The sequence below is a fragment of the Oceanibaculum sp. genome (assembly GCF_022449305.1).
GTDB classification, from domain to species: Bacteria; Pseudomonadota; Alphaproteobacteria; order Oceanibaculales; family Oceanibaculaceae; genus Oceanibaculum; species Oceanibaculum indicum.
Map to the genome: position 1 here is coordinate 22,853 of NZ_JAKUSO010000046.1, position 6,033 is coordinate 28,885.

General features: G+C 67.8%; 6 protein-coding genes. 3 read left to right on the forward strand and 3 right to left on the reverse strand.

Features of this window, described 5'->3' with window-relative positions; genetic code table 11:
• Nucleotides 1-7: 7 nt before the first annotated feature.
• The 3 genes from MK313_RS13275 to MK313_RS13285 are packed head-to-tail and all read right to left on the reverse strand — an operon-like array spanning nt 8 to nt 3,009.
• A complete protein-coding gene (locus MK313_RS13275; RefSeq protein ID WP_121220904.1) occupies nt 8-1,285 on the reverse strand; it encodes an HlyC/CorC family transporter in 1,278 nt (425 codons plus the stop codon).
• 6 nt (nt 1,286-1,291) lie between these two features.
• Nucleotides 1,292-2,443: a 3-dehydroquinate synthase gene (gene aroB, locus MK313_RS13280; RefSeq protein WP_287782120.1), complete on the reverse strand. Its 1,152-nt coding sequence runs from the start codon at nt 2,441-2,443 to the stop codon at nt 1,292-1,294.
• Nucleotides 2,440-3,009: a shikimate kinase gene (locus tag MK313_RS13285; protein ID WP_322096608.1), complete on the reverse strand. Its 570-nt coding sequence runs from the start codon at nt 3,007-3,009 to the stop codon at nt 2,440-2,442. Before MK313_RS13285 ends, aroB begins: the two co-directional genes overlap by 4 nt.
• Nucleotides 3,010-3,244: 235 nt before the next feature.
• Here MK313_RS13285 and MK313_RS13290 point away from each other — a divergent pair, with 235 nt between their 5' ends.
• The 3 genes from MK313_RS13290 to MK313_RS13300 form a co-directional block, all read left to right on the forward strand.
• Nucleotides 3,245-3,385, forward strand: a complete 141-nt coding sequence (locus tag MK313_RS13290; RefSeq protein WP_183077986.1) for a hypothetical protein — start codon at nt 3,245-3,247, stop codon at nt 3,383-3,385.
• A complete protein-coding gene (locus MK313_RS13295) occupies nt 3,366-5,258 on the forward strand; it encodes a hypothetical protein (RefSeq protein ID WP_287782122.1) in 1,893 nt (630 codons plus the stop codon). The genes MK313_RS13290 and MK313_RS13295 overlap by 20 nt, the downstream gene beginning before the upstream one ends.
• Before the next feature lie 15 nt (nt 5,259-5,273).
• Nucleotides 5,274-6,033: tyrosine recombinase (locus tag MK313_RS13300; RefSeq protein ID WP_287782124.1), on the forward strand; the 760-nt coding region annotated here is incomplete at its 3' end.

The following is a 6,033-nucleotide window of genomic DNA, read 5'->3' on the forward strand; positions in this document are numbered from 1 at the left end:
CGGCAAATCAGGCCGCACTCTTTGGCGGCGGCGAGACGCGCATGAGCGTGATCTGGTGGCGCTGCTTGCGCAATATCTCGAAGCGGAAGCCATAGAAGGTGAAGACCTGGCCAACCTCCGGTATTTGCCGGGATTCCTGCAGCACGAGGCCGGCGATGGTGGAGGCTTCCTCGTCCGGCAGGTTCCAGTCGAACTCCCGGTTGAGATCACGCAGCGTGACCGTGCCATCGACCAGGAAGGACCCGTCGGGCTGCGCACGCACGCCGACCACGGCGACATCATGCTCGTCGGAAATCTCACCGACGATCTCCTCCAGAATATCCTCCAGCGTGACGATGCCCATCAGCGTGCCGTACTCGTCGATCACAAGGGCGAAATGCTCACGGCGCGTACGGAAAGCCTGCAACTGGTCCAGCAGCGTGGTGGTGTCGGGGATAAACCAGGGCGGGCTGGCCAGCGCCGCCATGTCGATGCCCTTCATGTCGCCGCCATGGCCGCGCAGCTCACGCAGCAGCGCCTTGGCATGCAGCACGCCGATGATGTTGTCCTGGTCCTCGCGCCACAGCGGGATGCGGGTATAGGGGCTGTTCAGCACCTGGTCGATGATGTCGTCTGGCGGCAGGTCCGCATCGATCATCACCACATTCTTGCGGTGGGTCATGATCTCGCCGACCTCGACATCGCCGAGGTCGAGCACGCTGTGCAGCATGGCGCGCTCGTGATGCCCCTCGCCTTCCTCGCCCTGATGCAGCTCGATGGCGCCGCGCAGTTCCTCCTCGCTGGCGTCGGAGCCCAGATCGCCGGTGATCGGCACCCCGAACAACCGGAAGATGCCGCGCACCAGCAACTGCACCGTGCGCGATACCGGGGCGAACAGCAGCACAACCAGCCGGATCGCCGGCGCAACCAGCAGCGCCAGACGGTCGGCATTGTTCAGCGCGAAGGTCTTCGGCAGCACTTCCGAGAACACCACGACAACTGCCGTCATGATCAGCGTTGCCCAGGCCACGCCCTCTGGGCCAAACAGCGTGATCATGATGCTGGTGGTCAGCGAGGCCGCCAGGATATTGACCAGATTATTGCCGATCAGGATGGCGCCGATCAGCCGTTCGCTCTGCGCGCGCAGGGTGTTGACGATGTTTGCCGGCTTGCTGCCCTTTTTGGCGAGCTGATGCATGCGCGCCCGCGATGCCGCGGTGAAGGCGGTCTCACTGCCGGAGAAGAAGGCAGACAGCAGCAGCAGGACAACGATGGCGGCGAGGTTGAGCCAAAGCTCGGGAGTCATTTCCGGTCAGCTTTCGATGGAAGTGGCGAGCATGTCGCGGACCGCCTGGACATCCACGTCCTGCGTAATGAAGGCCTTGCCGATGCCCCGCGCCAGGATGAAGGTGATCCGGCCATCCGCGACTTTCTTGTCCTTGGCCATGTGGCCCAGCAGCTCGTCCACCGACCAGTGCTGGCGGCCGGCGACCTCCAGCGGGCTGACGCGCAGGCCGACATCCTGAAGATGCCGGCGCGCGCGCACCGCATCCTCCGCCGGGCACAGGCCCAGCCGAGCCGACAGGTCGAAGGCCATGACCATGCCGATGGCAACCGCTTCGCCATGCAGCAGCATCTCGCCGAAGCCGGTCTCCGCCTCCAGCGCATGGCCGAAAGTGTGTCCCAGATTCAGCAGGGCGCGGTCGCCTGTCTCCTTCTCGTCGCGGGCGACGATGGCGGCCTTGGCCGCGCAGCTGACCTTCACCGCATGCCGGCGCTTTTCCATATCGCCGGCAACGAGGGCGGCGCCGTTCGCCTCCAGCCAGGCGAAGAACTCCGCATCGCCCAGCAGCCCGTATTTCGCCACCTCGGCATAGCCGGCCAGCAACTCGCGGCGCGGCAGCGTATCCAGTACGCCGGTATCGGCCAGCACCAGGCGCGGCTGGTGGAAGGCGCCGACCAGATTCTTGCCGTGACGGGTGTTGATGCCGGTCTTGCCGCCGACGGAGCTGTCCACCTGGGCCAGCAGCGTGGTCGGAATCTGGATGAAGTCGATGCCGCGCAGCAGGATCGCCGCGGCGAAGCCGGTCAGGTCGCCGATCACACCGCCGCCCAGCGCCACCAGCGTGGTGCGGCGTTCGATGCGGGCATCCAGCAGATCGTCGAGCAGCGCCTGCAGCCGGTCGAACCGCTTGCTGCCCTCGCCGGCCGGCACGACCACCGAGGCCGCGTCGATGCCGGCGGCACGGTAGCTCTCTTCAACGGTCTTCAGGTGCAGCGGCGCCACATGGCTGTCGGTGACGATGATGACACGCGGCTGGCGCAGCACCGGGCGCGACAGCATGCCGGCCCGGGCCAGCAGCCCCTCGCCGATCTGGATGTCATAGGCGCGGCCGGCGAGATCGACCGACAGCGTGTCGTAATCGGCGGCGGCGGAAGAGGCAGCGTTGGAAAGAGCGGTCACGAGGCGGCAGTCCGTTCGGTAAGGGTCTCTTCGCGGTCCAGGAAACCGGTCAGCGCGGCCAGTACGCGGTCCACCGTTTCCTCGACCGGGCCGGGGGCCGTATCGACCACAATATCCGCCTCGGCGTAAATCGGATAGCGGTCCGCGATCAGCTTTTCCAGCACGGCGCGCGGGTCGCCCTGTTTCAGCAGCGGCCGGTTGCTGCGCTTGGCGACACGCTCCAGCAGCGTCTCCAGATCGGCGCGCAGCCAGATGGTGACGGCCTGCTGCTTCAGCCGGGCGCGGGTCTGCACGTTCACGAAGGCACCGCCACCGGTGGCCAGCACATGCAGGGGCTCGCTTTCCAGCAGCCGCTGGATCACGCGCCGCTCGCCATCGCGGAATTCCGGCTCGCCGTGACGGGCGAAGATTTCCTCGATGGTGCAGCCCGCTGCTTCCTCAATCGCGGTATCCGCATCGATGAAGGGCAGGCCCATCCGCGCGGCGAGGCGGCGGCCGACGGCCGATTTGCCGGCGCCCATCAGGCCAACCAGCGCGATGGTCTTGGGGATATGTTTCGGTACCATTGTCATCCACATATCATCGGCAATGCGGCGCGCATGGCAAGAGACTCTCCCGCCAGGGCGCAGGACCTGCCCACTGGCCTGCCGGTGGGGGCTTCGTTGAAAGCCCGCGCCAGCGCCGTTAAAGTGGCGTTCATGAATGGATATGCCGCGAAAATGCCATTGAGCATGTATATATAGTCGCAATTATCCATCCCGGCAGCTTTTTCGCCTTTATCTGCACAGCGCATCGGTTTCCATGCTCAAGGCTCTTCTCGTCTTCATCGTCCTGCTTCTGCTTCTCATCGTTGGCGGCGGCGCCTTTCTGGTTTCAGGCAATGTCGCGCCGCCGACCACGCCGGTCGAGAAGGTGATCCCGAATGACCGTTTCAAGAACTAGCCGCGCCGCACGGGCGTCCGGCCTGGCGCTCGCCCTTGCGCTTGCTGCCCTGCCGGCCCTGGCGCAGAGCAGCGGCCAGCCGCTGCGCCTGTTCCCGCTGCCGGGTCAGGATGAGCGCCCGCCGACGGCGGCACCGCAGCCCTCCCAGAGCCCTTCTCCGGGAACCCTGCCGGGTTCGGCAACCGACCGTGCCGCGCCGGCTGCGCCATCGCAAACCGGCCCCCTGCAAGGTACTCCCCTGCAGACGGACGGCACGCCCTCGCTGCGCGTCCCGATGCCGGTCCCGGTGTCCAGCAATATGCTGCCAGCCCCCACGCTCGATTCGCTGGGCACGGCCGGGCAGGGATTCGGACAAGATATCTGGAACGGTACGCCGCGCGCCGTGGCGCAGCGGCTGCTGGAATCCCTGCCGGAAATGCCCGGCAGCCACACCCCCCATTCGGTACAGCGCCGGCTGCTGATCTCGCCCGCTCTGCTGCCCCCGGCCGCCGCCGAGGAAGGGCCGGAAGGTACCGTGCTGACGATCCGGGCGCAGGCCCTGCGTGAGATGGGCGCGCTGGATGATCTCTCCGCACTGCTCGACAATTTGCCGCGGAGCGCGCAGAGCGAGGGGCTGAGCCGGCTGTCGCTGGAAACCCACCTGCTGCGCGGCCAGGACGAACAGGCCTGCGCCATCGCCCGCAATGTCGGCGGCACCTATGGCAGCGCCTTCTGGCGCCGCGCGCAGATCGTCTGCGATGCGCTGGCGCGGGAAAGCAGCCGGGTCGACCTCGGCATGACCGTGCTGCGCGAGATGCGGGTGCCGGAAGACCGTGCCTTCAACCGGCTGATCGATGCCGTCATGGGCCACACGGTGGTGCTGGACAGCCTGCCGGCGCCGACCGCGCTGCATCTGGCGCTGCTGAAGGCGGCGAACATGCCGGTGCCGGCTGACGCCGTGGCGGACGCGCCGCCGGCCGTGCTGGCCGCACTGGCCAAAAGCGATTATCCCGCCGCCGAGATCAGCATCGCCGCCGCCGAGCGCGGGCTGGCGCTGGGCATCGTCCCCGCCGAACGGCTGGCAGCCCTGTACAAGGCCTATCCCGCGACCCCGGCGCAGCTTGCCGGCGCCATCGCGGCGGCCGAGAAGAAGTCCGACATCGCCAGCCGCGCCCATCTGTTCCGGCTCGCCAGCGAGGAGAGCGTACCGCTCGCCCGGACGGAGGCCATCGCCGCCGCGCTGCGCATCGCCCAGGACAGCGGTGACTATGCAGCGACCGCGCGGCTGTATGCGGGGCTGATCGCCGGCATGCAGCCGACCGGCGAGATGATCTGGTTCGCCGAACCGGCAGCGCATGCGCTCTATGCCGCCGGCAAGACCGAAGAGGCCCGCCCCTGGCTGCTGGCGATCCGGGATCGCGGCCGCTTTGACGAGATGGCGGCGACGGCCTGGCTGCGGCTCTGGCCGCTGGCGCGGCTGGCCGGTGACGATACCGCCACCGTCTGGGAAAACACCGCACTGGAAGCGTCCCTGAACGCGCTGATTGCCGCCCGCCCGAACGAAGGACCGGCACGTGCCACCCTGCTGACAGCGCTGCTGGATGCCAGTGGCGAGCCGGTGCCCTCCACGCTGTGGCGCGGCTGGCTGGACGGGCCCTACAGCCAGGCCACTGCCCTGCCCTCGCCGACGCTCTGGTTCGCACTCGAAAGCGCCACTCAGGAAGGCCGCACCGGCGAGACACTGGCGCTGGCGCTGGTCGCCGCGGGCAGCGAGCCTCTGGAACAGGTCGATACCGTGCCGCTGCGCCGTATCGTGCAGGCGCTGCGCCAGGCCGGCCAGCCGGAAGCCGCGCGGCAGCTGGCGCTGGAAGCCGCCATCGCGCACGGCTTCTAGCCGGAACGCCGGACGATGCCCACCGGTCATGCTGTCGAGACCTTCCTGGAAATGCTGGTCGCCGAGCGCGGCATTGCCGCCAATACGCTGCAGGCCTACCGGCGTGACCTGGAGGATTTCACGGATTTTCTGACCCGGCGCAAACGCAGCACCGATGCGGCCAGCACCGCCGATATCCGGGACTATATGGCCGGGCTGTCCCGGGCCGGCATGGCGGCCAGCACCTCTGCCCGACGACTGTCGGCGCTGCGGCAGTTCCACAAATTCCTGCATGCCGAGGGTTTCCGCGAGGACAATCCCTGCACCGTGGTCGATGCGCCGCGCCGTAGCCGCCCCTTGCCGAAGATCCTGAGCGAGGCGGAGGTCGAAAGACTGCTGGATGCCGCCTCCGCCCTGCCGGGACCGGAGGGCGTGCGCATGCTGGCGCTGCTGGAGCTGCTCTATGCCAGCGGCCTGCGCGTTTCCGAACTGGTCGGCCTGCCGCTGGCGGCAGTGACGCGCGATACCGGCATGCTGATCGTGCGCGGCAAGGGCGGCAAGGAACGCATGGTGCCGCTGACCGAGGCCGCCATCCGCGCGGTCGCGGCCTATCGGGAGGACCGCGATGCCTTCCTGAAGGAGGGACAGAAATCGCCCTTCCTGTTCCCCTCGCGCGGCGAGAGCGGGCACCTCACCCGGCATCGTTTCGCGCAGCTGCTGAAGGAGCTGGCGATTGCCGCCGGCATTGACCACGAGAAGGTGTCGCCGCATGTGCTGCGCCACGCCTTCGCCAGTC